This is a genomic window from Massilia sp. Masssp94, assembly GCF_059491305.1.
Window position 1 is genome coordinate 1145256 of the sequence record NZ_CP168501.1, and the last position, 26016, is coordinate 1171271.

The 26016-nt window shown below is 65.4% G+C and carries 24 protein-coding genes; 17 read left to right on the forward strand and 7 right to left on the reverse strand.

Features of this window, described 5'->3' with window-relative positions:
* Nucleotides 1-14 precede the first annotated feature (14 nt).
* Genes ACEN9G_RS04950 through ACEN9G_RS04960 form a run of 3 tightly spaced genes read right to left on the reverse strand, consistent with a single transcriptional unit; the run spans nt 15 to nt 1641 of the window.
* Nucleotides 15-797: a hypothetical protein gene (locus tag ACEN9G_RS04950; RefSeq protein WP_413338424.1), complete on the reverse strand. Its 783-nt coding sequence runs from the start codon at nt 795-797 to the stop codon at nt 15-17.
* The gene (locus ACEN9G_RS04955) at nt 794-1309 is read right to left on the reverse strand and encodes a hypothetical protein (protein ID WP_413338422.1); all 516 of its coding nucleotides are present in this window, start codon (nt 1307-1309) and stop codon (nt 794-796) included. The genes ACEN9G_RS04950 and ACEN9G_RS04955 overlap by 4 nt, the downstream gene beginning before the upstream one ends.
* Nucleotides 1310-1350: 41 nt before the next feature.
* A complete protein-coding gene (locus ACEN9G_RS04960) occupies nt 1351-1641 on the reverse strand; it encodes a DnaJ domain-containing protein (RefSeq protein ID WP_413338420.1) in 291 nt (96 codons plus the stop codon).
* 186 nt (nt 1642-1827) lie between these two features.
* Here ACEN9G_RS04960 and ACEN9G_RS04965 point away from each other — a divergent pair, with 186 nt between their 5' ends.
* The 7 genes from ACEN9G_RS04965 (at nt 1828) to ACEN9G_RS04995 (ending at nt 12903) form a co-directional block, all read left to right on the forward strand.
* Nucleotides 1828-3576 carry a glutamine--tRNA ligase/YqeY domain fusion protein gene (locus tag ACEN9G_RS04965; protein WP_413338418.1) on the forward strand — a complete coding sequence of 583 codons (1749 nt, stop codon included), beginning with the start codon at nt 1828-1830 and terminating at the stop codon, nt 3574-3576.
* A 175-nt stretch (nt 3577-3751) separates the two neighbouring features.
* On the forward strand, nt 3752-5602 hold the full coding sequence (locus ACEN9G_RS04970; protein WP_413338416.1) for a sensor histidine kinase: 1851 nt from the start codon (nt 3752-3754) through the stop codon (nt 5600-5602).
* 327 nt (nt 5603-5929) lie between these two features.
* Nucleotides 5930-6721 (forward strand): glycine-rich domain-containing protein, encoded by a 792-nt coding sequence (locus ACEN9G_RS04975; RefSeq protein ID WP_413338414.1) that lies wholly within the window; start codon nt 5930-5932, stop codon nt 6719-6721.
* 213 nt (nt 6722-6934) lie between these two features.
* Nucleotides 6935-8791, forward strand: a complete 1857-nt coding sequence (locus ACEN9G_RS04980; protein ID WP_413338412.1) for a sensor histidine kinase — start codon at nt 6935-6937, stop codon at nt 8789-8791.
* A gap of 300 nt (nt 8792-9091) precedes the next feature.
* Nucleotides 9092-10048, forward strand: coding sequence for a UCP032817 domain-containing protein (locus ACEN9G_RS04985; protein WP_413338410.1), 957 nt, complete (start codon nt 9092-9094; stop codon nt 10046-10048).
* Between the two features lie 171 nt (nt 10049-10219).
* Entirely contained in the window at nt 10220-12073 is a 1854-nt protein-coding gene (locus ACEN9G_RS04990) for a sensor histidine kinase (RefSeq protein WP_413338408.1), read from the forward strand.
* A 164-nt stretch (nt 12074-12237) separates the two neighbouring features.
* On the forward strand, nt 12238-12903 hold the full coding sequence (locus ACEN9G_RS04995) for a glycine-rich domain-containing protein (protein WP_413338406.1): 666 nt from the start codon (nt 12238-12240) through the stop codon (nt 12901-12903).
* 4 nt (nt 12904-12907) lie between these two features.
* Here ACEN9G_RS04995 and ACEN9G_RS05000 read toward each other — a convergent pair whose 3' ends face one another.
* The gene (locus ACEN9G_RS05000; RefSeq protein ID WP_413338404.1) at nt 12908-13171 is read right to left on the reverse strand and encodes a hypothetical protein; all 264 of its coding nucleotides are present in this window, start codon (nt 13169-13171) and stop codon (nt 12908-12910) included.
* Nucleotides 13172-13317: 146 nt separating this feature from the next.
* Nucleotides 13318-14199, reverse strand: coding sequence for an NAD-dependent epimerase/dehydratase family protein (locus tag ACEN9G_RS05005; protein ID WP_483126447.1), 882 nt, complete (start codon nt 14197-14199; stop codon nt 13318-13320).
* A gap of 11 nt (nt 14200-14210) precedes the next feature.
* Between ACEN9G_RS05005 and ACEN9G_RS05010 the strand changes: the two genes are divergently transcribed.
* The 6 genes from ACEN9G_RS05010 (at nt 14211) to ACEN9G_RS05035 (ending at nt 19806) form a co-directional block, all read left to right on the forward strand.
* A complete protein-coding gene (locus tag ACEN9G_RS05010) occupies nt 14211-15239 on the forward strand; it encodes a CDP-6-deoxy-delta-3,4-glucoseen reductase (RefSeq protein WP_413342301.1) in 1029 nt (342 codons plus the stop codon).
* Between the two features lie 121 nt (nt 15240-15360).
* The gene (locus ACEN9G_RS05015) at nt 15361-16119 is read left to right on the forward strand and encodes a class I SAM-dependent methyltransferase (protein WP_413342302.1); all 759 of its coding nucleotides are present in this window, start codon (nt 15361-15363) and stop codon (nt 16117-16119) included.
* A gap of 78 nt (nt 16120-16197) precedes the next feature.
* Complete coding sequence (locus ACEN9G_RS05020) at nt 16198-17460, forward strand: MFS transporter (protein ID WP_413342304.1); 1263 nt, start codon at nt 16198-16200, stop codon at nt 17458-17460.
* Nucleotides 17460-18140: a DUF1345 domain-containing protein gene (locus tag ACEN9G_RS05025; protein ID WP_413342306.1), complete on the forward strand. Its 681-nt coding sequence runs from the start codon at nt 17460-17462 to the stop codon at nt 18138-18140. Before ACEN9G_RS05020 ends, ACEN9G_RS05025 begins: the two co-directional genes overlap by 1 nt.
* 75 nt (nt 18141-18215) lie before the next feature.
* Nucleotides 18216-18590 carry an HPF/RaiA family ribosome-associated protein gene (locus ACEN9G_RS05030; RefSeq protein ID WP_413342307.1) on the forward strand — a complete coding sequence of 125 codons (375 nt, stop codon included), beginning with the start codon at nt 18216-18218 and terminating at the stop codon, nt 18588-18590.
* Nucleotides 18591-18711: 121 nt separating this feature from the next.
* On the forward strand, nt 18712-19806 hold the full coding sequence (locus ACEN9G_RS05035) for an acyltransferase family protein (RefSeq protein ID WP_413342309.1): 1095 nt from the start codon (nt 18712-18714) through the stop codon (nt 19804-19806).
* Here the strand turns inward: ACEN9G_RS05035 and ACEN9G_RS05040 are convergent.
* Nucleotides 19799-20587, reverse strand: coding sequence for a helical backbone metal receptor (locus tag ACEN9G_RS05040; protein ID WP_413342311.1), 789 nt, complete (start codon nt 20585-20587; stop codon nt 19799-19801). The two genes, ACEN9G_RS05035 and ACEN9G_RS05040, sit on opposite strands and share 8 nt — an antisense overlap.
* 108 nt (nt 20588-20695) lie before the next feature.
* Between ACEN9G_RS05040 and ACEN9G_RS05045 the strand changes: the two genes are divergently transcribed.
* The 3 genes from ACEN9G_RS05045 (at nt 20696) to ACEN9G_RS05055 (ending at nt 24449) form a co-directional block, all read left to right on the forward strand.
* Nucleotides 20696-21649, forward strand: coding sequence for a GGDEF domain-containing protein (locus tag ACEN9G_RS05045; RefSeq protein WP_483126448.1), 954 nt, complete (start codon nt 20696-20698; stop codon nt 21647-21649).
* A 66-nt stretch (nt 21650-21715) separates the two neighbouring features.
* Nucleotides 21716-23164, forward strand: a complete 1449-nt coding sequence (sbcB, locus tag ACEN9G_RS05050) for an exodeoxyribonuclease I (protein WP_413343656.1) — start codon at nt 21716-21718, stop codon at nt 23162-23164.
* A gap of 67 nt (nt 23165-23231) precedes the next feature.
* Nucleotides 23232-24449 carry an MFS transporter gene (locus ACEN9G_RS05055; RefSeq protein WP_413343658.1) on the forward strand — a complete coding sequence of 406 codons (1218 nt, stop codon included), beginning with the start codon at nt 23232-23234 and terminating at the stop codon, nt 24447-24449.
* 7 nt (nt 24450-24456) lie between these two features.
* On the opposite strand, the gene pyrF is transcribed toward ACEN9G_RS05055, so the two are convergent.
* Nucleotides 24457-25278: an orotidine-5'-phosphate decarboxylase gene (gene pyrF / locus ACEN9G_RS05060; protein WP_413343660.1), complete on the reverse strand. Its 822-nt coding sequence runs from the start codon at nt 25276-25278 to the stop codon at nt 24457-24459.
* A 153-nt stretch (nt 25279-25431) separates the two neighbouring features.
* Between pyrF and ACEN9G_RS05065 the strand changes: the two genes are divergently transcribed.
* Nucleotides 25432-26010, forward strand: a complete 579-nt coding sequence (locus ACEN9G_RS05065; protein WP_413343666.1) for a LemA family protein — start codon at nt 25432-25434, stop codon at nt 26008-26010.
* Nucleotides 26011-26016 lie beyond the last annotated feature (6 nt).

A 26016-nucleotide genomic window follows, 5' to 3' on the forward strand; every position in this document is an offset into this window, starting at 1 on the left:
TGCGCTCGCCCCCGTCACGAGAAGATGTCCGTGCCCATGCTGCGGCGCCCGCTGCGGCGCTGCAGGCTGCGGACGGACGGCACCTGCTTGCGCAGGCGGTACAGCAGTTCGCGCGTGCCGCGCTGCTGGAATTCCGTCTCCTCGTCCGGATCGTCCGGCAACTCGACGTCCGCGAGGTCGGCCGTGTTGCGGTATTCCGGGAACAGTTCCAGCAGCGAGCGCTGCCAGCCGTCCTCGCTGGCCTTGGCCAGGTCGACGGCGAGCGGCACGATGTCGCTGTCGGACGTCGTGTGCACGTTGATGTGCGGGCCGCGGTTGTTGATCTCGCCGGCCACTTCGAGGATCTCGCGCGGCGCCAGCGACCACACGATGGCGAACGCGGTCGCGCCGTAGTCGGTGGCGGACGCTTCCGTCAGCAGCTCGTGGCGGCGCCCGTCGTCATCCGTCGCGTAGACGATGCCGTGGATGTGGTTGAACAGGTTTTCCGCGATGCGCTCGGGGTCGTCCTCGATCATGTCGTCCGGCCACGTGGCGGCGAGGTAGGCGAGGCTTTCGGCCCAGGCCTTCGGCGGCACCAGCAGGGTCGCCACCGACGTCTTGGCACCGTCGAAGCCGGCCAGGTGCAGCGCCGTCACCTGCGGGGGCAGCGTGGACAGCACTTCGGCCACGGCGTAGTCGCCATGCTCGTCGGCGGCCTGCGACAGCGCTTCCTCGGCGTGGTGCAGCGAACCGGCCAGCACGAGTTCGCCGACCTGCTTGCTCAGCGCGGGCAGGTTGGATTTGTTGTCGTCGCTCATTCGCGCTCACCTCCATCCTGGTCGAACAGCTGGGAGAAATCGTCGCCCACGGAGGTTTCGTCGAGTTCCTCGTCGTCGCCTTCGTCGTCTTTCGCAAGCTGGTCGAGCGACTGGTCGTCGTCTTCCCAGCGGGCCTGGTTCTTGTACAGGAACGCCGTCACGATGGCCTGGCGCGCCAGTTCCGGATGGTTGTCGCAGATGGCGGCATACATCGCGCGGCCTTCGTCGTCGCCGTCGCAGTTGGCCATCGCGAACACCTTGGCCGGGTCGCCGCCCTCGTAGTCGTAGGCTTCGCGGATCAGGCCTTTCGGGTCCGTGAAGCGGATGCGGTCGACGAGCGCGAACGCCATCATGTTGACGTCGTCGAGGCCGTCGCCGTTGGCGTATTCGGACACGAGGGCCTGCACCATCATGTCGTAGTTCTTGCGGTTGGGCGGGTCACCCAGGGTGCCTTCGATCTGGCCTTCCAGCTCGCGCGACTGGAAAGCGAACTCCGGATGTACTTTTTTCATGATTGACTCGTATTCTGTTGGAACGTGTTCAGGCAGGGAGCTCAGTTGACCAAATTGACGCCGTTCAGTGCGAACACCGAGCGCCACAATTCGAAGGCTTCGGTCTCCGCGTCGAGCACGATGCGGTGGTTCACGCTCTGGTCGTATTCCGCCCGCTTGATCGGGTCGGACAGCATCTCGTACGCCTTCGTGACGGCCTTGAAGCGCGCTTCCGCGCCCGGCGCCTGGTTGCGGTCCGGGTGGTAGCGCATGGCGAGCGAACGGTAGACCTTCTTGATGTCGTCGTCGCTGGCATTCGGCGCGACGCCGAGGATCGCGTATAAATTTTCCACTTGGAACTCTCCGGCTGTGGCCGAAAAAACATTAAACCGAGATTATCCTATAGAAAGCGCCAACTTGACAGGCATCCCAGTATGCGGACTGCCCATCACGCGAACCGTGCGCTTGGCCACATAGCGGACCGGATGCCGTCTTGTACGGTAAAATGCCGGGAATCATACCCATTCAAGATAGGCTTCATGAGTAACGACAAGAACGCTGCGGCGGCCACCCCGTCGCCGAATTTTGTCCGCGCGATCGTCGAATCCGACCTCGCCGCGGGCACCCACACGCGTGCCGGCATGCCGTCCGTGATCACGCGCTTCCCGCCGGAGCCGAACGGCTACCTGCACGTGGGCCACGCCAAATCCATCTGCCTGAACTTCGGGCTGGCACGCGACTACCAGGGCCGCTGCCATCTTCGTTTCGACGATACGAATCCGGAAAAGGAAGACCAGGAATACGTCGACACGATCATGGACAGCGTCAAGTGGCTGGGCTTCACGTGGGAGCAAGGCGGGCAGGAATATCTGCACTACGCCAGCGACTACTTCGACCAGCTGTACGCGATGGCCGAATACCTGATCCAGAACGGCAAGGCTTACGTCGACAGCCAGAGCGCCGAAGACATGTCGCGCAACCGCGGCAACTTCGGCACGCCGGGCACGAACTCGCCATTCCGCGACCGTCCGGTCGAGGAATCGCTGCAGATCTTCCGTGACATGAAGGCCGGCAAGTACAAGGACGGCGAACACGTGCTGCGCGCCAGGATGAGCGAGGACGCGATGGCCTCGCCCATCATGACGAACCGCGACCCGGCCCTGTACCGCATCCGCCATGCGCATCACCACCGCACGGGCGACAAGTGGTGCATCTACCCGATGTACGACTTCACGCACCCGATCTCGGACGCGCTGGAAAACATCACGCATTCGCTGTGCACGCTGGAATTCCAGGACCACCGCCCGTTCTACGACTGGCTCGTGGAAACGCTGGCGGCCGGCGGCTTCTTCGAACGTCCGGTGCCGCGCCAGTACGAATTCGCGCGCCTGAACCTGACCTACGTCGTCACCTCGAAGCGCAAGCTGCGCCAGCTCGTGCTTGACGGTGTGGTGAACGGCTGGGACGACCCGCGCATGCCCACGATCGTCGGCCTGCGCCGCCGCGGCTACACGCCGGAATCCATCCAGCTGTTCTGCGAGCGCATCGGCGTCTCCAAGGCCGACGGCTGGATCGACATGAGCACGCTGGAAGGCGCCCTGCGCGACGACCTCGACCCGAAGGCGCCGCGCGCCGTGGCCGTGCTGCGTCCGCTGAAACTCATCGTCGACAACTTCCCCGAAGGCGAAACGGTGGAGTGCAGCGCACCCGTCCACCCGCACCATCCGGAATGGGGCACCCGTTCGTTCCCGTTCTCGCGCGAGCTGTGGATCGAGCAGGAAGACTTCATGGAAGTGCCGACGAAGGGGTACCACCGCTTCTACCCGCCCATCGACGACAAGCCGGGCTCGCGCGTGCGCCTGAAGTACGGCTTCGTGACCGAGTGCACCGGCTTCGACAAGGACGAGAACGGCAACGTCGTCGCCGTGCACGTGAACTATTTCCCGGACTCGAAATCGGGCACGCCGGGCGCGGACAACTACAAGGTCAAGGGCAATATCACGTGGGTCAGCGCGCAGCACGCGCTGGAAGCGGAAGTGCGCCTGTACGACCGCCTGTTCCTCGACCCGCAACCGGACGGCGGCGGCAAGGATTTCATGAGCGTGCTCAATCCGAACGCGCTGGAAACCGTCACCGCGTACCTGGAGCCGGGCCTGGCCAGGGCCGAGGCCGACCAGCGCTTCCAGTTCGAGCGCCACGGTTATTTCGTCGCCGACCGCGTGGATTCCGTCCCGGGCAAACCCGTGTTCAACCGCGTGACGACGCTCAAGGACAGCTGGGGCAAGTAAAACTCATTTGATCTAGCGCAAAAGCCCGGTTCGGCGACGAATCGGGCTTTTTCTTTGCTCCATTGGGAGCCCAGCGTCGTGCTGGCTCGGCAACTCCCCGATCTGCTAGGTTCATCACGCACCCAAGCCGCGTAAGTTGAATTAAACCAACAATTCCGTGCCGTCGCGGTGCCTCATGTCGATCACGCTGAGAGACGCATTTTCCGTTACGCGGTTCTCGTTCTGGGCCGGTGTCATGCTGTCGACGCTGGTCGGCGGCGTGCTGTACGTGGTCACGACACGCTCCATCGAGAGCGACGTGCAGGAACGCTTCTCCCGCCACGCGAAATATGCGCAGGCCGTCATCAACATGCGCATCAAGTCGTACACGGACCTGCTGCACGGCGCGGCCAGCCTGCTGCAGAGCGGCGAGACGATCAGCCACCGCCAGTTCCACGACTACGTGCAGGGGCTGGACCTGGCCAGGAATTACCCGGCCGTCGACACCCTCAACTTCGCTACCTGGGTGCGCGAAGACGAGCGTCCGCAATTCGAGGCGGACTTCGCGCGCGAACTGCAGGCCTTCCTCGGCCCGGGCGCGCGTCCGGTCGTCACGCCATCCGGCCGCCGTTCCGCGTACCTCGTCGTCACCTACATCGAGCCGGACGCCACGAATACGCAGCTGTACGGCCTCGACCTGATGAGCAATCCGTATTTCCGCACGCAGCTCGCGCAGTCGCGCGACGACGGCAGGTTGCGCGCGTCCGGCCGGCCGATCGCGGCGGTGTCGGCGCCCAACGACAACCACCTCGGCATGCGCCTGCCGGTGTACCGGCACGGCCCCCTGCTGACCGGCGCGGAACAACGGCGCGCGGCCTATCTCGGCTCGCTCGGGATCGCGTTCAGCCTGCCCAAGCTGCTCCACGGGGTGATGGACGAGATGCCGATTCCCGGCGTGCGCATGACGCTGTTCGACGTCGGCCCGCGCGAGGTGATCGGGCACGATACGACGACCTGGCCCAAGGTGCTGTTCGACAGCCATGGCACGGCCGCCAACCCCACGCCGCCGCTCGACGGCGGCGATGACGTGTTCACGGCCACGCTGCCGCTCGATTTCAACGGGCGTCCATGGCAAACCACGTACAGCGTGCCGAAAGCCCGCCTGCGCACGCATTTCGACGTCTATTATCCGAAGCTGATGATGGCGTTCGGCTTCATCGGCTCCGTCCTGCTGTACGCCCTGCTGCACATCCTGACCTCGTCGCGTCGCGCCGCCCTCGAACTGGCGCAGGAGATGACGAGCGAGCTGCGCGAGAGCCAGACCAGGCTGCAACTGTCGCACCAGAAGCTCAGGCGCCTGGCCGACCACGCGTACCAGATCAAGGAACTGGAACGCAAGCGCATCGCGCGCGAGATCCACGACGACCTCGGCCAGAGCCTGCTCGCCCTGCGCATCGAAGCCGAGCTGCTGGCCGGCCGCACGCAGGGCACGCACAACCACCTGAACACGCGTGCCCGTTCCACGCTGCAGCAGATCGACACGACGATCAAGAGCGTGCGCCAGATCATCAACGACCTGCGCCCGACCGTGCTCGACCTGGGCCTGTCGGCGGCCGTCGAATGGCAGGTGGACCAGTTCCAGAAACGTACGGGCATCCAGTGCGAGATCCGCGACGACCACGGCGAGATCGCCCTGCCCGACCATTGCGCGACAGCCTTTTTCCGCATCCTGCAGGAATCGCTGACGAACATCGTCCGGCATGCCAACGCGACGCGCGTGAAAGTGGAGCTGCGCCTGAACGGCGGCTGGCTGTCGCTGACGGTACGCGACAACGGCTGCGGCCTGCCCCCCGGCGGGCGTAACAAGTATGAGTCGTTCGGCCTGGTGGGCATCGAGGAGCGCATCGTGATCCTCGGCGGCACCTGCGCCGTCTTCAGCGAACCGGGCGGCGGCACGACCGTGATCGTGTCGGCGCCCGTCATCGGCGGCCCCGAACCCGCCGTTCCCCTGCAGCAGGAACACGGCCCGGGTTCGGCCGTCGTCTAAACACTTCCTTCGCAACGACCAGCGCCGCCCAATCGGGCGACGCCTCGTCACGCCTATTCCCCGCGGGTATCGCAACTTCATGAAAAAGAAATTGTATAGCCGACTCAACAACAAATGTTGTTTCTTTGACAAATATCAATATCTCATCAGATTGCGTGAATTACATTGATTACGTGTAAGGCGCGCCAACGAATCGACCCACTCGTTGGCAGATGTCATCACGAACCTTGAGGAATTACTGTCCAGCGCTGGCCCGACAAGCCAACACAACCACAACTAGGGAAGCAGTCACAACGCAATCTTCAACAACCAATGAGGATGACCAACATGAACGCCAACGACCTGTTTAACGCCGTAATGCAACTCGACCTGGAACCGATCAAGACGAAGTTGATGCACGTGGAGTCTGGCGAAGGCTGGAGCCTGGACAAGGCCAATGCCGTGGAAAAGGAATACCGGCGCTTCCTGTGCCTGATGAAGATGTATCCCGACGAGTCCATCGCGCCCCTGGTCGACGTGGACACGTTCTGGCACTACCACATCCTCGACACGATGAAGTACGCGGTCGACTGCGAGCAGGCGTTCGGCTACTTCGTCCACCATTACCCGTACGTCGGCATGCGCGGTGGCGACGACGCACAGTTCCGCATCGACAGCGGCGAGCGCATGCAGAGCCTGTACGAAGCGACGTTCGGCGAAGCCTATCCGGTGGCGGACGCGACGCCGGTGGAAGCGTCCGGCACGGCCTATTGCGCCGGTCCGTGGGACAAGCAGGGCGCGCAGGCCGCCGCCCGCGGCGAGACCGCCTACTGTGCCGGTCCGTGGGACAAACCCCGTGCCCGCGCCGCCGCCGGCGCCGGTACGGCCTACTGCGCCGGCCCGTGGGACAAGCACGCCAGCACCGCCTACTGCGCGGGTCCGTGGGACAAGCCGCATGCCCATGGCGCCGCCCAGGCCACGACCGCCTACTGCGCCGGGCCGTGGGACAAGCACGCCGCCACCGCCTACTGCGCGGGCCCGTGGAAACAGGAGGGCGCACGGACCGGGAACAATGCCGCCACCGCGTACTGCGCCGGGCCCTGGAAACCGGCCACCGCGACGTCCCCGCTGAACGTGTGAAGTACCACCGGGGAGCGCGTTCCTCGTACGCACTCCCCGCGCATACCCATTGCCCGCTCCGGAACAGGCGCGGGCCTTTTTCTTTTGAGATAATTCTGCCAGTGAACAACTCTTCGAATGACTAGGTGTCGCACCGCATCCGAGACGAGTAAGTTGCAAATTATAAACTTTGTGGCGCCGAACGCGATTCGGCCGCACGCCTCTGGGAAGATTATGCAGGCCGTTCTGAGGGACGCATTTTCCGTTAACCGGTTCTCGTTCTGGACCGGCGCACTGGTGTCGACGCTCGTCGGCAGCGCCCTGTACGTGATGACCCAGCGGTCGATCGAAACGAATGCCCAGGAACGGTTCATCAACCATGCCAAATATGCGCAAAGCGTCATCAACGTGCGCATCAAGTCCTATACCGACCTGCTGCGCGCGACCGGAAGCCTGATCCATAGCACCGACATCCTGAGCCACCGCAAACTTCACGAATACGTGCTCGGGTTGGACCTCGCCAACAACTTCCCGGCGGTCGATTCGATCAATTTTGCGCTGTACGTCACGGACGACAGGCGCCAGCCCTTCCTCAGCGACCTGCGCGAGGAAATGGGTGGGCACATCCACGCCGCGGCGCCGCTGGACATCGTGCCGCCGGGGCAGCGCGACGCCTATCTGATCATCAGTTACATCGAGCCGGACCAATCGGGCCCAGGCCATTACGGCATCGACCTGATGGCCAACCGTTATTTCAGCAAGCAATTGGCCGAGTCGCGCGACAACGGCACGGTCTACGCTTCCGGCACACCCATTCTTGCCTTGTCCGGCCCCAACGATACCCATCTGGGCATGCGCATGCCGATCTATTATTTCGGCACCATGCCCGACACCGTGGCCGCACGCCGCGCCGCCTATGTCGGGTCATTGGGCATTGCGTTCAGCGTGCCGAAACTCCTGTACGGTGTCATGGACGAGATACCGGTCAAGGGGCTGCGCATGACGCTGTTCGACATCGGCCCCGGCCTGGACGTCCATGGCCATGAAACCGCGGGGACGCCGCGCACGCTGTTCGACAGCCACGGTACCAGCAAGAACCCGATGCCGCCGCTCGCGGACGGCGACACGCGCATGTTCAGCACGACGCTGCCGCTGGATTTCAACGGCCGTACCTGGAAGACGACCTACAGCGCGCCCAAGGCCGCCCTGTACACGGAATTCGACACCTATTATCCGAAGCTCATGATGGCGTTCGGCTTCCTGGGCTCGATCCTGCTCTATGCCCTGGTGCACACGCTTACGTCGTCGCGCCGCGCCGCCCTCGCGCTCGCGCGGGAAATGACGAGCGAGCTGCGCGAAAGCCAGACCAAGCTGCAACTGTCGCACCAGAAGCTCAGGCGCCTGGCCGACCACGCGTACCAGATCAAGGAACTGGAACGCAAGCGCATCGCGCGCGAGATCCACGACGACCTCGGCCAGAGCCTGCTCGCCCTGCGCATCGAAGCCGAGCTGCTGGCCGGCCGCACGAAGGGCACGCACAGCCACCTGCACAAGCGCGCCCGCGCCACGCTGATGCAGATCGACACGACGATCAAGAGCGTGCGCCAGATCATCAACGACCTGCGCCCGACCGTGCTCGACCTTGGCCTGTCCGCAGCCGTCGAGTGGCAGGTCAACCAGTTCCAGCGCCGCACCGGCATCCAGTGCGACATCCAGGACGACCACGGCGAGATCGCCCTGCCCGACCATTGCGCGACGGCCTTCTTCCGCATCCTGCAGGAATCGCTGACGAACATCGTCCGCCATGCCAACGCGACGCGCGTGAAAGTGGAGCTGCGCCTGAACGGCGGCTGGCTGTCGCTGACGGTACGCGACAACGGCTGCGGCCTGCCGCCGGGCGGGCGCAACAAGTACGGCTCATTCGGCCTGGTCGGCATCGAGGAACGCATCGTGATCCTCGGCGGCACCTGCGCCGTGTTCAGCGAGCCGGACGGCGGCACGACCGTCATGGTGTCGGCGCCCGTCATCGGCAGTCCGGACCGCCCGCTGCCCGCGCCAATCGAGCACGGCTCCGGCTCGTCCGTCATCTGACTTAAGTCCCCCCTCCCCGGCTTCCTTTCCCTCCGCTATTCTCTCCAGATACGCCGACCCTATCCAAAGGCTTTGGCGTATCAACCTAAGCAACAAATGTTGTTTATTTGACAAATATCAATAACGCGGTGAATTGCGTCAACTAAATTGAGCACGTGTAAGACACGTCCGCAAATCTGACGAAGATCTGCCGGGCGTCATCACATGTTTAATGGAAATGTCGTTCGAAAGCAGCAGATTCACCGCATAAAACCATAACTAGGGATAGCAGTACTTCACTAACTACTACGAGGATGACCAATGAATACCAACGACCTGTTTAAAGCCGTGATGCAACTCGACCTGGAACCGATCAAGACGAAGCTGATGCACGTGGCATCGGGCGAAGGCTGGAGCTTGGAGAAGGCCAACGCGGTGGAAAAGGAATATCGCCGCTTCCTGTGCCTGATGAAAATGTATCCGGACGAGGACACGGCACCGCTGGTCGACGTCGACACGTTCTGGCACTACCACATCCTCGACACGATGAAATATGCCGCCGACTGCGAGCAGGCCTTCGGCTATTTCCTGCACCACTACCCGTACGTCGGCATGGGCGGCGACGATGACGAACAGTTCCGCCTCGCCAGCGGCGACCGCATGAAAGCGCTGTACGAAGCCACGTTCGGCGACGCCTACCCGGGCGCCGTCGCCCAGGCTGCGGACGGCGCCGGCGCCTACTGCGCGAGCCCCCGTATCGAGGCGGCCTATTGCGCCAGCCCGCGGATCGACACCGCCTACTGCGCCAGCCCGCGCAAGGAAGCGCGCGAAGGCGCCGTGGCGGCGACCGCATATTGCGCCAGCCCGCGGATCGACACCGCCTACTGCGCCAGCCCGCGCAAGGAAGCACGTGAAGGCGCCGTGGCGGCGACCGCATATTGCGCCAGCCCGCGGATCGACACGGCGTACTGCGCCAGCCCACGCAAGGAAGCACGCGAAGGCGCCGTGGCGGCGACCTCATACTGCGCCAGCCCGCGGATCGACACAGCCTACTGCGCCAGCCCGCGCAAGGAAGCACGCGAAGGCGCCGTGGCGGCGACCGCATATTGCGCCAGCCCGCAGATCGACACCGCCTACTGCGCCAGCCCGCGCAAGCAAGCACGCGAAGGCGCCGTGGCGGCGACCGCATATTGCGCCAGCCCGCGGATCGACACGGCCTACTGCGCCAGCCCCCGGGTCCAGACGCAGCCCGGTCGCAGTGAGGCGGCCACAGCCTGACCCGCCACAGGAACACCTTTCAATTCCTGCAACATCCCAGCCCGCTTCGGTTTCCGGAGCGGGCTTTTTCTTGTGCAAAGGACTTCGCGCGACACTCGACACAAGTTTTGCAACAAATTAACATTGCATATCCGGCCGTGCTGGAACACATTCTTTTAGAAAGCGTATTTGATGGCGACGACGCTGAAAGACACCTTTTCCGTGACCCGGTTCTCGTTCTGGGCCGGAGCATTGCTGTCTTCGCTGGTCGGCGCGCTGCTGTATCTGTTCACGGCACGTTCCATCGAAAGCGACGCCGAAGCCCGTTTCATCAGCCATGCCAGGCATGCGCAAAGTGTCATCACGGTCCGCGTGAAATCGTATACGGACCTGTTGCGCGCCACGGGCAGCATGATCCAGAGTTCCGACGTCCTGACGCACCAGGGCTTCCACGAATTCGTGGCCGGACTGGACCTGGCCAGGAGCTTCCCGGCGGTCGACTACATCAATTACGCGGTCCAGGTGCCGCATGAGGGGCGCGACGCGTTCGTTACCGCACTGCGCACGGACGTGTCGCACATCTTTGGCAAGCCGGTCGACCTGGACATCATGCCGCCCGGCATCCGGCCGTCGTACCTCGTCGTCGCCTTCGTCGAACCCGCGCCGCCGGGCGCCCACTACTATGCGATCGACCTGAAGGCCAACCGCTATTTCGGGAACTTGCTGCTGCAAGAGCGCGATAGCGGCATGATATTTTCGACCGGTACGCCGATCCCAATGTTGTCGCGTCCGAACAACATCTACGTGGGCATGCGTATGCCGGTCTACCGCAAAGGCGTGCCGCTGCGCACAGTCGACCAGCGCCGCGCGGCCTACACGGGTTCGCTCGGCATCGCGTTCAGTATCCCCAAGCTGCTGAACGGCGTCATGGACGAAGTTCCGGTCGCGAACCTGCGCATGACGCTGTACGACGTCGGCCCCGGCATCGACGCCCGCGGCCAGCCTACGGTATCGAAGCCGCTCGCGTTATTCGACAGCCGCGGCACGCGCGCCGAGCCGACGCCGGCGCTCGACGTCGGCGATGACGTCTTCACGACCAGCCTGCCGCTCGATTTCAACGGCCGTCCATGGAAAACGACGTTCAGCGCGCCCAGGGCCGCCCTGTACACGGAATTCGACACCAATTATCCGAAGCTCATGATGGCGTTCGGCTTCCTCGGCTCGATCCTGCTCTATGCCCTGCTGCACACGCTCACGTCGTCGCGCCGCGCCGCCCTCGAACTGGCGCGGGAGATGACGAGCGAGCTGCGCGAAAGCCAGGCCAGGCTGCAGTTGTCGCACCAGAAGCTCAGGCGTTTGGCCGACCACGCGTACCAGATCAAGGAAATGGAGCGCAAGCGCATCGCGCGCGAGATCCACGACGACCTCGGCCAGAGCCTGCTCGCCCTGCGCATCGAGGCGGAACTGCTGGCCGGACGCACGCAGGACACGCACAGCCACCTGCACAAGCGCGCCCGTTCCACGCTGCAGCAGATCGATACGACGATCAGGAGCGTGCGCCAGATCATCAACGACCTGCGCCCGACCGTGCTCGACCTTGGCCTGTCCGCCGCCGTCGAATGGCAGGTCAACCAGTTCCAGCGCCGCACCGGCATTCAGTGCGACATCCAGGACGACCACGGCGAGATCGCCCTGCCCGACCATTGCGCGACGGCCTTTTTCCGCATCCTGCAGGAATCGCTGACGAACATCGTCCGCCATGCCAACGCGACGCGCGTGAAAGTGGAGCTGCGCCTGAACGGCGGCTGGCTGTCGCTGACGGTACGCGACAACGGCTGCGGACTGCCGCCGGGCGGGCGCAACAAGTACGGCTCATTCGGCCTGGTCGGCATCGAGGAACGCATCGTGATCCTCGGCGGCACCTGCGCCGTGTTCAGCGAGCCGGACGGCGGCACGACCGTCATGGTCTCGGCGCCTGTCATCGGCGGGCCCGAACCCGTTCTCTCCCAGGAACAGGAACAGGGCGCGGGTTCGGCCGTCATCTGACATTTCACCGGCTCGCCCTACTCCACTATCGAACTTCTGCATAGCCGTTCAAACAACTCATATTATTTGTTTGACAAATATCAAAATCTGGGCGAATTCCCTCAACTACATTGAGGACATGCAACACACGCCCGACCACTCCTGAACCCTTGACAAGGATGACCATGAACACCAACGACCTGTTCGACGCCGTAATGCAACTCGACCTGGAACCGATCAAGATGAAGCTGATGCATGCGGCATCGGGCGAAGGCTGGAGCCTGGAGAAGGCCAACGCCGTGGAAAAGGAATACCGCCGCTTCCTGTGCCTGATGAAAATGTATCCGGACGAGGACACGGCGCCCCTGGTCGACGTCGACACGTTCTGGCACTACCACATCCTCGACACGATGAAATACGCCGCCGACTGCGAGCAGGCGTTCGGCTATTTCCTGCACCACTACCCGTACGTCGGCATGCGCGACGACGATGACGAACAGTTCCGCCTCGCCAGCGGCGACCGCATGAAAGCGCTGTACGAAGCCACGTTCGGCGACGCCTATCCGGGCGCCGTCGCCCAGGCCGCGGACGGCGCGACCGCGTGGTGCGCGAGCCCGCACATCGAGCCGGGCCAGGCGACGGACAGCGCGACCGCATGGTGCGCGAGCCCGCATACCGCAGGCAAGCGCGCTGCCGCCACCGCCTGGTGCGCGAGCCCGCACATCGACAAACTGACCCGGCGCGCAATCGACACGGCCTGGTGCGCGAGCCCGCACATCGGCAAGCTGACCCAGGGCGGCAGCGCCACCGCCTGGTGCGCCAGCCCGCACAACGCCGACAAGGCCGCCTGAGCGGTCAGGCCGCGCTGGTCTCCGCGTGGGGCCGCACCATCAGCGCGCGCAGCTCGCGGATGCTGTAGTCGGACACCTCGTGCATGCGCAGCAGGAGGGTGGCGCCGATCGGCAGGGTGTGATGGCGGATCTTGCTGATCACGGGCGGCGCCACTTCCAGCAGCCGCGACAGCGCGGCGTCGTTCTTGAGCTTGAGTTTATTGATGATGGCGTCGAGGATCCGGTTCGGGTCGTACTCGGCGCCGTCAGGTATGCGTCTGATGGGCATGTTCGTCTTTCGCTTGTGACATCCATGGGAAATTTTCCACAGCCCATAGCGGGTTATGGAAAATCAGCCAGTTTCGGGAAATATAAGTTCTTTGTGTGGTCGCTCTATGGCGTACCCGAATGATACATGGATTAGTTGCGAAATGCTTAAGACGCCCTTATGCCGCCGCCGACATGGGGATAGCGCAGCCGGGCCCGCAGCTCCGTGCCGAGGCGGCGGTTGTCCAGCCGGCGCGATTCCGACATGAAGGACAGCAGCATCGGCGACACCGCCTTCTCCAGCTCGGCACGCGCGAGACGCGGCGGCCGCGCCAGGCCGAATGCGTCGGCCACGAGATCGAAATAATCCCCCATCTTCATGCGCGTGTCGTCGGACGCGTTGTAGACGCGCCCCGGCCAGGCGCGGAACAGCGCCAGCGCGCACAGGCGCGCCAGGTCGTCGGCATGGATATGGTTCGTGTACACGTCGTCCGCGCTCGCCAGCGCCGGCGTGCCCCGCTGCAGCCGTTCGATGGGCAGGCGGTCCGCCGCGTAGATGCCGGGCGCGCGCAGGATCGCCACCTTGCCCCCGCTCGCCACGGCCCATGCGCGCAGCACGCGTTCGGCGTCCACGCGGCGCCGCGCACGCGCATTGCGCGGGGCGACGGGCGTCGTCTCGGGGGTCGCCGCGCCGCCACGGTCGCCGTAGACGCCCGAGGTGCTGACATAAACCACCCGCGTGCCCTCGGGTAGAATGGCGGTCAAATTGCGCGTGCGCAAATCGAGCGCGCCGTCCTGCTGTGGCGGCGCAAGATGAACGACCCGCTGCGCCAATCCTGCCAATCGCTTCAGTGTCGCTGGCCGGTCGAGGTCGGCCACCACGGGGACGGCGCCCGCCGCACGCAGTGCCGCGCACCTGGCGGGCTGGCTCGTCACGGCGAACACGCGAAAACGCTCGCGCACCAGCGGCAGCAAACGCATGCCGACGTCGCCGCAGCCCACGATCAGGAGGCGCGGCTTGTTGAACCTGACTTTGTTTTTTGTATCCATTCGAGGATTGTATGACGTTTCAGATCACTGTCCAGCCCAGCGGCCACCACTACGACTGCGACGCGGACGAAACCGTGCTCGCGGCCGCGATCCGCTCCGGCATCGGCCTGCCGTACGGCTGCAAGAACGGCGCCTGCGGTTCCTGCAAGGGCAAGGTCGTCGAAGGCACGATCCACCACAAGCCGCACCAGGCGCGCGCGCTGACCGAGCAGGAAAAGCTGCAGGGCTTCGCGCTGATGTGCTGCGCCGTGCCCGAGGGCGACGTGGTGATCGAAGCGCGCGAAGTGGGCGGCAGCAGCGAGTACCCGGTGCGCAAGATGCCGACCCGCGTCACCGCCATCCGCCGCGCCGCGCCGGACGTCGCCATCCTCACCTTGCAACTGCCGGCCAACGAAGCCCTCGCCTACCGCGCCGGCCAGTACATCGAATTCATGCTCAAGGACGGCAAGCGCCGCGCCTACAGCATCGCCAGCGCGCCGTCGCTGGGCGGCCCGCTCGAGCTGCACATCCGCCATCTCCCGGGCGGCGCCTTCACGGACCATGTGTTCGGGGCGATGAAGGAACGCGACATCCTGCGCTTCGAGGGTCCGCTGGGTACGTTCTTCCTGCGGGAGGAGTCCGACAAGCCGATCGTGCTGCTGGCCTCGGGCACCGGCTTCGCGCCGGTCAAGGCGCTCGTCGAGCACATGATCCACCTGAAATCGGAACGCCCCGTCGCCCTGTACTGGGGCGGACGCCGGCCGCAGGACCTGTACATGCACGAGTTGTGCGAGCAGTGGGCGCGCGAGCTGCCCCACTTCAAGTACGTGCCGGTCATCTCGGACGCGCTGCCGGAAGACGGCTGGACGGGCCGCACGGGCTTCGTGCATGCGGCGGTGATGCAGGACATCCCCGACCTGTCGAACCACCAGGTGTATGCGTGCGGCGCGCCGATCATGGTCGATTCCGCGCGGCGCGACTACGTCGAGCAATGCGGCCTGCCGGCCGACGAGTTCTACGCCGACGCCTTCACGACGGAAGCGGACCTGGCCCAGTCCTGACGTCCCCGGGCGGGGCGCACATGCAGACGCGATTCCTGTATATCTAGACAAGGATTTGGAGTATGTTCCCGTTTGCCCCGGCCGCACCGGCCGGTTACCAAACAAGAAAGGGTCCAATAACATGTACAAGACGCTCCGCCGTGCCCCTGTCCTGCTCGCCCTGTCGGCCGCCCTCGTATCGACAGCCCTCCTTTCGGGCGCCCTCCCCGCCCACGCTGCCGACCAGGCCGGCAACAACTGGCAAACCGTCCTCGCCAGCCCGCTCCGCACGGACGACGACCGCAAGGGCGACGCACACCGCAAATCCGCCGAATTCCTCACGTTCGCCCAGGTGAAGCCGGGCATGAAGGTGCTCGACGTGTCGTCCGGCGGCGGCGCCACCGCGGCCCTGCTGACGGCGGCCGTGGGCCCCAAGGGCGAGGTCTGGGCCCAGAACGCCAAGCCGAACGCCAAGCTGGACGCGCGCCTGGGCCAGGCCACGCTGCCGAACCTGCACGCCGTCGTGGCGGACTTCAACGATCCGGTCCCGAAAGGCACGCCGCCGCTGGACCTCGTCACGATCAACATGTCGTACCATGACATCGTCAACACGCCGGCCGACCGCGCCGCGCTGAACAAGCGCCTGTACGACGCCCTCAAGCCGGGCGGCCACCTCGTCGTCATCGACAACGCGGCGAAGAAGGGCAGCGGCCTCACGGCGACGAAGACCCTGCACCGCATCGACGAGGACACGGTCGTCGACGAGGTGACGAAGGCCGGCTTCAAGGTCGACGCGAAGAGCGACTACCTGCGCGCGCCGTCCGACCCGCGCGAGCAGCCGTTCTTCGAAATGAAGGGCGCGCCGGACGACAAGTTCGCGATCCGGTTCGTCAAGAAATAAGACCGCTGTCAAGACAGCGCGTTGCGCGGACATCAGGCACAATGAGGGTTGCATTCCCGCCATTCCCTCTCCCAACCTATGTCCGTGCTTTCTCCGACAGGGCGCCTTGCCGTCCTGCGCAACCGTAACGTTTCGTTCTACCTCTCCTCGCGCTTCCTCGGCACGCTAGCCGTCCAGATGCAGAGCGTGGCCATCGGCTGGCAGGTCTACCAGATCACGCACAGCCTGTTCGACCTCGGCCTCATCGGCCTCGCCCAGTTCGCCCCGTTCCTCGTCCTGATCCTGTGGGCCGGCCACGTGGCCGACACGCACAACCGCCGCAAGATCGTTCTCGCGTGCATGGCCACGCAACTGCTGTGCAGCCTGCTGCTCGTCGCATTTACCCTGTCCGGCAGCAAGACCGTGTGGCCCGTCTACGCCGTGCTCGTGCTGTTCGGCAGCGCGCGCGCGTTCATGCAGCCCGCTTCGCAGGCCGTCCTGCGCAACCTCGTGTCCACGCAAGACTTTTCGCAGGCCGTGGCGCTGAGCTCGTCGACGTTCCAGGTATCCGTGATCGCGGGTCCCGTGCTGGGCGGCCTCTTGTACGTGTTCGGGCCGAACGTCGTCTATGCCGTATCGAGCACGCTGCTCGTCATCGCCGTGCTGCTGATGGCCGGCACGAAGAGCGCGCCGCAGGCCAGAAGCAAGGCGCCCGTCAGCTGGCACACCCTGCTGGAAGGGCTGCGCTTCGTGTGGTCGCGGCCGATCGTGCTGGGCGCCATTTCTCTCGACCTGTTCGCCGTGCTGTTCGGCGGCGCCACCGCCCTGCTGCCCGCGTATGCGCACGACGTGTTGCACGCCGGCCCCACGAGCCTGGGCCTGTTGCGGACCGCGCCCGGTGCCGGCGCCACCTTGTGCTCGATCGCGCTCGCGTTCTGGCCCATCACGCGCAAGGTCGGCGCTTGGATGTTCGGCGGCGTCGCCCTGTTCGGCGCGGCCACCGTGACGATGGGCCTCACGCACAGCTTCTACGTCGCCCTCGTCGCGCTGTTCCTGCTGGGCGCGGGCGACATGGTCAGCGTCTACATCCGCCACCTGCTCGTGCAGTACGAGACGCCGGACGAGATCCGCGGCCGTGTCAGCGCCGTGAACGCCGTGTTCATCGGCGCCTCCAACGAACTGGGCGAATTCGAATCGGGCCTCACGGCGAGCTGGTTCGGCCTCGTGCGCGCGATCGTGTTCGGGGGCGTCGCCACGCTCGTCGTCACGGGCACGTGGATGAAGCTGTTCCCCGTGCTGTCGCGCATGGACCGCTTCCCGCACCACGAGGCGGAACAGGCGGCCAAGGCCGGAGCCACGTGATGGAACAGCAGCCAGGCTTCCTGTTGCGCTTCATCCGCAGCCGCCCGTACCTGCTCGGCGCGCTGATGCTCGGCGTGGCGGTCGGGATCCTCGTCCCGGACCGCAACATGGGACACTCCAGCGACCTGCGGCGCGCACTGATCGGCTGGAACAGCGGCGTGTGGTCCTATCTGCTGATCATGGCGTGGACGATGTTCCGCGCCGATCACAGCCGCGTGCGCGCGATCGCCGAAAGGCAGGACGAAAGCGGCGGCGCCGTGCTGAGCGCCGTCGTCGGCGGCGCGATCCTGAGCGTCTATGCCATCGTGACGGAACTGGCAAACATGAAGGAAACGTCGGAGCACGTCAAGGCGCTGCACTACGGATTCACGGCGCTGACCGTGATCGGTTCCTGGCTGCTGGTCGGCGTCATGTACTGCTTCCATTACGCGCACATCTACTACACGGCCAGCAAGCACGCGCTGCCGCTGGAATTCCCCGACCAGCACACGCAGCCGAACTACTGGGACTTCCTGTACTTCTCGTTCACGCTGTCGGTCGCCGTGCAGACGTCGGACGTGACCGTCAGGACGCGCGCCATGCGCAAGCTCGTGCTGGGCCATTGCGTGCTGGCGTTCTTCTTCAACCTCGTCATCCTCGGCCTGTCCGTGAACATCGCGGCGAGCCTCGTGAACACCTGAGTGCGCGTGCGGGACGACGGGTTTTCTCCGGAGCGGGTAACATCGATGCAAATGTGACCACTTTTGGAGGAGTTTATGGAAGTTAATGTCAACACCGATAACACGATCCAGCGCCATTCGGGCCTCGACGAACGCGTCCGCACCATGGTCGAAGAAGCCATTTCCCGCTTCGGCGACCACGTGCGCCGCGTGGACGTGCACCTCTCCAACGAGAACAAGGAAAAGCACGAAGACGGCAGTAACTACTGCATGATGGAAGCGCTCGTCTCCGGTTATGCGCCCGTCGTCGTGCATGCGCATGCGGAAAACCTGCAGCAGTCGATCACGAGCGCCGTCGGCAAGCTCAAGCGCGCCCTGGACAGCGCCATCGGCCGGCTGAACGACAAGAACAAGCGCGAACCGCTGCCCGTGGACGCCGAATCCGATAAAGACCTGACCAGCAATTCCTGATCGCAGTCGCGGGCAACGGACTGCCGCCAGTCCGTTGCCCGCCAAAAGTGTTGCAAAAATTAAAATATGCTTGCGTCATCCGGAGCGTCCATATACGCTTGTCCGGACAACTGCAAGCATCATGACCACGACTGCACAACCCACACCCGTCGCCCGGACCGACAAGCTCCTGACCATCGAAGCGGCCCGCGGCATCGCCGCCCTGCTCGTCGCCTTCTTCCACGGATCGCACGTCGTCGAACTGGCCCAGCCCGACCGCGGCGCGCCGTTTGGCGGCTTCTTCGGCTTCGGCCACGCGGGCGTGCCGTTCTTCTTCGTCCTGTCCGGCTACATCATCTATTACATCCATCATGCCGACCTCGACCGTCCCGGCAGGCTGGGTTCGTTCGCGTGGAAGCGCGCGACGCGCATCTATCCGCTGTACCTGGTCGTGATGGTCCTGATCACCGCGAAATATTGGTTCGCGGGGAACCTCGCGTGGGATTACTGGGTGAAATCCGTGCTGCTGTTGCCGCAGAGCCAGTTGCCGATGCTGATCCAGTCCTGGACCCTCGTCCACGAAATCCTGTTCTACGCCCTGTTTGGCCTGGCCATCTGGCGCGTGCGCGTGAGCCGCTGGGTGCTGCTTGCCTGGGCGATCCTGTTCTGCACGGCGCGCGTGGTCGATCTCCAGCTGCCGGCCGGGCTGTTCGGCGACACCGTCCGGACGCTCGCCTCCCCGTACAACCTGCTGTTCCTCCTCGGCATGGGCGTCGCGTGGGTGCTGCGCCACCGCACGATCCGCTTCCCGCGGCTGCTCGCACTGGCGGGTGGCCTCGCCTTCCTGGCCACGGGCCTCGTGGAGGACACCGGTCTCTACAAGAGCATGGCCGAGCACGGCCTGTTGCCGGTCGTGCTGTACGGCGTGAGTTCCGCCTGCATCATCATTGGCCTCGTCGCGGCCGAAACTGCCGGCAACCTGCGCGTGGGCCGTATCGGCGGCCTGCTGGGCGCGCTGTCCTATCCGCTGTACCTCACGCACGGCATCGCGATCAGCATCGCCGTCGAGGCCGCGCGCAAGCTGCACTACGCCGGATCGGGCGCCCTGCTGCTGACCGGTGCCGTGGCCGTGGCCTGCGTGGCGGCACTGGTCGTGCACCGCTGCGTGGAAAAGCCGGTGGCCAGATGGCTGCGCAACGTGTGGGCCCGCCGCGGAGCGGCCCCGGCCTTTACTTGAGCGTCTGCAGATAGCGCAGCCCGGCCAGCGCACGGCTGCCGTACCACGACATCATCTCGCCGTCGACGAGAACCACGGGAATCCCCAGCTGCTTTTCCAGCGCGTCCGCATGGTCTTCCGTGAAGCGGTAAGGCTCGGTCGACAGCAGCACGGCATCGAGCCCGTCGACGAGCGCCTGCGACCAGGCGAAGCGCGGATACCGGTCCGTGCCCAGGTCCGGCACGCGCCAGCCCAGTTCGGCAAGCATGTTCGCGATATACGTGTCCTTCGACACCGTCATCCACGGATCCTGCCAGATGCAGTAGAGCACCGTGCGCGCCGGTCCCTTCGGCGATGCGTGCAGCGCCGCGTACTCGGCCTCGAAGGCAAGGCACCAGCGCGCGGCGGCCTCTTCCGCGCCGAAGATCCCGCCCATCAGCCGCGCCAGGGGCACATTGTCGCGCGGCGTGTTCGGATGCGTGACGACGACGTGCGGCACGAACGCGGCGAGTTTCTCGACGGTCGGCCTGGCGTTCTCGTCGATGTTGACGACGACGTGCGTGGGCGCGAGCTTGCGGATCTTCTCGATGTTGACGTCCTTCGTGCCGCCCACCTTGGGGATGGCCGCGACCACGTCGCGTGGATGGATGCAGAAACCCGTGCGGCCGACGAGCTCGCCGGCGAGGCCCAGGTCGCACAGCAGCTCGGTGATCGACGGCACGAGGCAGACGATGCGCGCTGCGGGCGCGGGTGCGTGCTGGTGGCCGAGGGCGTCGACCAGGAAATCGGGGGCGGTAGTCATGCCGCCATTGAAACACTGTTGTTTATCGGCGCCAAGCTTCGGCGCTGGTATTTCGTTCAGGTATCATGCGAGGTTGTCAATATAAGTTGTCGCCTGGCAGTCAATCTGATGATCGTGACCGGCACCTTCGGTGCATCCCCCTACAGCATCCGCGACTTGCAGCTCTTTCGCGACATCGACGATCCCGCCGTCACGCAAGCGCTCGCCGATTGCCGGCTCGTGCGGCTGCCGCGGGGCGAAGCGCTCGAGGACGGCCTGCGCGCCCGCCTCTACATCCTGCTCGCGGGCAGCCTCGCCGTGGAGGGCGCGCTGGGCGAAGGCAATGTCGAGCGCATCCTGCCGGGCGAAAGCGTGGGCGAGCAGTCCGTGCTGGACGATGCCGCGAACCTCGACGCCATCGTCGCGCTCGAAGACAGCGAGCTGCTCGTCATCGAACCCGACCGCGTGTGGCAATTGATCGACGGGCACAACAGCGTGGCGCGCAACCTGTTGCGGCTGCTGTCGTTCCGCATCCGCGCGACCAACGCCCGCCTGCGCCGGCGCCAGAAGCTGGGCGAATTCTACCGCCAGCTGTCGTTCAACGACGGCCTCACGGGCCTGTACAACCGTGCCTGGCTGAACGACGCGCTGCCCAAGCTCGTCACGCGCGCGCGCCAGGACGGCGGCCCGCTGTCGCTCGTGATGATCGACCTCGACCACTTCAAGCGCTTCAACGACACGCATGGCCACATCGCGGGCGACGCCGCCCTGTGCGCGGCCGCGGGCGTGATCCGCGCGGGCCTGCGGCCGACCGATTTCGCCGTGCGCTACGGCGGCGAAGAAATGATGGCGATCCTGCCCGCCACCCCGCAGGCGCAGGCGGTCACGGTCGCCGAGCGCCTGTGTGCGCGCATGCGCGAGGCCGCCGTGTTCGACGACATGCGCCTGCCGCTGCCGCACGTCACCGGGTCGTTCGGCGTCGCCACGCTGCTGCCCGGCCAGGACGAACGGGGCCTGGTCGAGGCCGCCGACGCCGCGCTGTACCGCGCCAAGGAAGCAGGCCGCGACCGCATCGGCACATGAAGTTCCCAAAGCCGGATTGAGCCGGTGCTAGGCCATGCGATGCTTGCAAGTTAGAATGGCGCCACGATGAGCAACCACACCTTCCTCTGGCACGATTACGAGACGTTCGGCGCGGAACCGCGGCGCGATCGTCCCGCACAGTTCGCTGCGATCCGCACCGACGCCGACCTCAACGAGATCGGCGAACCGATCATGCTGTATTGCCAGCCGGCGCCCGACTACCTGCCCGACCCGCAAGCCTGCCTGATCACCGGCATCACGCCGCAGCACTGCCTGGGACACGGCGTGCCCGAACACGAATTCGCGGCCCGCATCTGCGCCGCGTTTTCCGAGCCGGGCACGATCGGCGTCGGCTACAACACCATCCGCTTCGACGACGAGGTCACGCGCTTCCTGCTGTGGCGCAACCTGATGGACCCGTATGCGCGCGAATGGCAGAACGGCTGCGGCCGCTGGGACATGCTCGACGTCGTCCGCATGGCCTATGCGCTCCGTCCGGACGGCATCACGTGGCCGCGCCACGATGACGGCCGTCCCAGCTTCAGGCTCGAACATCTCACGCGCGACAACGGCCTCGTGCACGACGCCGCGCACGACGCGCTGTCCGACGTGCGCGCCACCATCGCGCTCGCGCGCCTGCTGCGCAGCAAGCAGCCGAAGCTGTTCGACTTCTGCCTGGAACTGCGCCGCAAGGACAAGGTCGCGGAACAGATGGGCCTGCACCTGGACCGCGCACTGCGCCAGCCGTTCCTGCACGTGTCCGGCATGTTCCCGGCCGAGCGCGGCTGCCTGGGCGTCGTCTGGCCGCTCGCGACGCATCCCACGAACAAGAACGAAGTCCTCGTGTGGGACTGCCGCCACGACCCGTCCGAACTGTTCAACCTGAACGTCGAGACGATCCGCCAGCGGATGTTCACCCGCGCCGCCGAGATGCCCGAGGGCATGACGCGGCTCCCGATCAAGAGCGTGCACCTGAATAAGTCGCCGATGCTGGTCGGTAACCTGAAAACGCTCAGCACACAGATGGCGGCCCGGTGGGAACTGGACGTCGAACAATGTCTCGCCCACGCCCGCAGCGCCGCGGCCGGGCCGGACATGACGGCGATCTGGCAGAAGGTGTACCAGCGCGAGGCGGTCACCGCCAGCGTCGACGTCGACGAAGACCTGTACGGCGGCTTCGTCTCGAACGGCGACCGGCGCCGGCTGGAATCATTGCGCGCGGAAGCCGCGCCGAAGCTGGCGACCTTGCGCCCGTCGTTCGAGGACGAGCGCCTGTCGCACCTGCTGTTCCGCTACCGCGCCCGCAACTTCCCGCACACGCTGGGCGAGGACGAGCAGCAGGCCTGGGAAGACCACCGCGCCGCGCGCCTGTTCGACGGCGCGGGTGGTGCGCGCACGATCGATCAATTGTTTGCCGAGATCGACGCGCTGTCCGAGACGGCGGACGAGCGCGCTGAAGAAATCCTCGGAGCCCTGTATGATTACGCGGAGATGATCGCCCCCAGCCGGTACTGACCGGCATCACGGTGGGCACGTTTCATTTGAGGGCCCCCGGCCTCGAATGTCCACCATTCACACCTTGATGTCCCGCGCCTTTCGCTCGCTCAGCAACTTCAATTACCGCCTCTGGGCCATCGGCGCCCTGGTCTCCAACGTGGGCACGTGGATGCAGCGTACCGCGCAGGACTGGCTCGTGCTGACGGAACTGACGCACCACAACGCGTCGGCCGTCGGCACCGTGATGGCCCTGCAGTTCGGCCCGCAATTACTCCTGCTGCCGTGGACGGGCTGGGCCGCCGACCACGTCGACCAGCGCAAGCTGATGATGGTCACCCAGACCGCGATGGGCTCGCTCGCCCTCGTGCTCGGCGCGATGACGCTGGCCGGCGTCGTCGCGCTGTGGCACGTGTACGTGTTCGCCTTCCTGTTCGGCTGCGCATCGGCCTTCGACGCGCCCGTGCGCCAGACGTTCGTCGCGCACCTCGTCGGGGATGCCGACTTGCCCAACGCGGTCGCGCTGAACTCGACGTCGTTCAACGCCGCGCGGATGATCGGTCCCGCGGCCGCCGGCCTCCTGATCGCCGGCGTCGGCACCGGCTGGGCATTCGTCGTCAACGGGCTGTCGTACGTCGGGGTCCTGTGCTCGCTGGCCTGGCTGCGCAAGGACGCGCTGCACCCGCGCGCGCCCGGGAGCGCAGGCGGGCGCGGCATGCTGGACGGCGTGCGCTACGTATGGAAACGGCCGGACCTGATGGCGCTGCTGGGCATGCTGTTCCTGATCGCCACGTTCGGCCTGAACTTCCCGATCTTCATCGGCACGATGGCCGTCTCGGTGTTCCATACGGATGCGCGGGGCTACAGCCTGCTGTCGTCGACGATGGCGGTCGGCAGCGTCGTCGGCGCGCTCCTCGCCGCGCGCCGCGAGCATACCCGGTTCAGCGCACTCGTCGTCGGTGCCGGCGTGTTCGGCGCCGGCTGCGCGCTGGCGGCCGTGTCACCCGGCTACCTGTGGTTCGCGGCCGCGCTGGCGCTCACGGGCGTGGCCGCCCTCACCTTCACGAATACATCGAACAGCCTGCTGCAACTGTCCACGGAACCCGCGATGCGCGGCCGCGTGATGGCGTTGCGGCTCGGCATTGCCTTGGGCACGACACCGATCGGCGCGCCCATCGTCGGCTGGGTGGCCGACCATGTGGGGCCGCGCTGGGCGCTGGGCGTCGCCGCCGCATCGGGCTTCGCGGCGCTGGCGGTCGGGATGCGCTACCTGGCGCTGGCCAGGCAGCGCAAGGCGGAGACGTAAAACGGACTCAGCCGCGGTAGCGGTTGATGGCGTCGCGCGTCTCGAGCGCCACGCGGCGCGCCGCCGCAGCGAAATCCTCGCCGCCCTGCGGCTGCGCGTAGATGATGGCGCGCGAGGAATTGATCATCATGCCCGCGCCGCCGGCCGTGCGGCCCGATTTGACGGTCGCCTCGATGTCGCCGCCTTGCGCGCCGATGCCGGGCACGAGCAACGGCATGTCGCCGACGATGGCGCGCACTTGCGCCAGTTCTTCCGGGAACGTGGCGCCCACGACGAGGGCGCACTGGCCGTTCCTGTTCCACTTCTCCGCGACGAGGCGCGCCACATGCTGGTACAGCGGCTGGCCGCCAACGTCGAGGAATTGCAGGTCGGAGCCGCCCGCGTTCGACGTGCGGCACAGGACGATCACGCCGCGGTCTTTCCACTCCATGTACGGTTCGACCGAGTCGAAGCCCATGTACGGGTTCACGGTGACGGCGTCGGCGCCATAGCGGTCAAAGGCTTCGCGCGCATACTGGTGCGCGGTCGCGCCGATGTCGCCGCGCTTGGCGTCCAGGATCAGCGGGATGTCGGAATAGTTCTCACGGAGGTAGCGGCAGATGGCTTCCAGCTGGTCTTCCGCGCCGAGGGCGGCGAAATAGGCGATCTGCGGCTTGAAGGCGCAGGCCAGGTCGGCGGTGGCGTCGATGATGGCCTTGCAGAACTCCACGATGCCGTCGGGGCGGCCCTGCAGGTGCGCGGGGAAGCGGGCCGTGTCCGGGTCGAGTCCCACGCACAGCAGGGAATCGTTGCGCTTCCAGGCGGCGTTCAGTTTGTCGATGAAGTTCATGGGCGGCCTCTCTGATCTGATTGCAAACCCTCTATTGTAGCCTTCCACCCGTTTGTCTCGCCATCGCTGTGGCATTTCGGTTATATTTTGGCCATTCGACAACTAATTACGGGTCCTCAGATGAAACCTTCCCTGTTCACGCGCTGGGCCGGCATGCTGCTGGCCGCCGTACTGGCCGCCACGCTGCTGTCGGGCTGCGGCTACAACCAGTTCCAGGCCAAGGACGAGGCCACCAAGGCCGCGTGGGCCGAAGTCGTCAACCAGTACCAGCGCCGCGCCGACCTGATTCCCAACCTGGTGAACACGGTCAAGGGCTATGCGACGCATGAAAAGGAGACGCTGGAAGCCGTCACGCGCGCGCGGGCGGCCGCGACCAGCTTCCAGATCACGCCGGAAGTCTTGAACAACCCGGAAGCCTTCCAGAAATTCCAGCAGGTGCAGGGTGAGTTGTCGAGCGCGCTGTCGCGCCTGATGGCCGTGTCGGAGAACTATCCGCAGCTGAAGGCCGACGCCAGCTTCCGCGACCTGCAGTCGCAGCTGGAAGGCACGGAGAACCGCATCACGGTGGCCCGCCAGCGCTATATCGCAGCCGTGCAGGACTATAACGTGACGGTCCGCAGCTTCCCGACCAACCTGACCGCCATGATGTTCGGCTACCAGGCCAAGCCGTCGTTCACGGTCGAGAACGAGAAGGCCATTTCGACGGCGCCGACCGTCAACTTCGGCAAATAAGGCCAT